We start from the raw sequence: 604 nt of genomic DNA on the forward strand, positions 1-604 counted from the left end.
GGTTAATTTTTCCAAGAGCTGATCAGAACTTTATCCCCTACACCGTCGATGAAGCGGTTGGTTTGGCATTTGAATTACACCCCGTAATTCAAATCGCATTGGCGGATGTGGACTCTGCCAAGTTCCAATACAAACAATCGAAAGGCGTTAACTACCCGACGATCTCGATTGAAGCTTCTCAAACTTGGAAAGACGATGCTGATGGCTTAAAAGGTCGAAGCGATGAAACTCTCGCCATGTTGCGTTTACGCTATAACTTGTTCAACGGCGGTAGCGATGCGGCAAATTCAGAAAACTTCGCATACCAACTCAACAAAGCGAAAGACTTACGTGAAGGCGCGTACCGTAATGTTGAGGAAGGGCTTCGCTTATCTTGGAGTGCTCTGGACTTGACGCTGCAACAAAAAGAATTTTTAGCAGACCACGTTGATTCGGCAGCTGAGACGGTCATCGCGTATGAAAAGCAATATCGAATCGGTAAACGAACCTTACTAGACGTTCTGAACACTGAAACCGAGTTGTTTGAAGCGCGTAAAGATTACCTTGATCCAAAATATGCAGACCACTATGCCTAATATCGTCCGATAAACGCAACTGTCCCATT

At 45.0% G+C, this 604-nt stretch carries 1 pseudogene; it reads left to right on the forward strand.

What is annotated here, in order from left to right:
* Nucleotides 1-572 (forward strand): annotated as a pseudogene (locus R7Z49_RS26235) (TolC family protein); the annotation flags it as partial.
* Nucleotides 573-604 lie beyond the last annotated feature (32 nt).

Origin of the sequence: Vibrio sp. 1562 (genome assembly GCF_033340155.1) — a bacterium.
GTDB classification, from domain to species: Bacteria; Pseudomonadota; Gammaproteobacteria; order Enterobacterales; family Vibrionaceae; genus Vibrio; species Vibrio alginolyticus.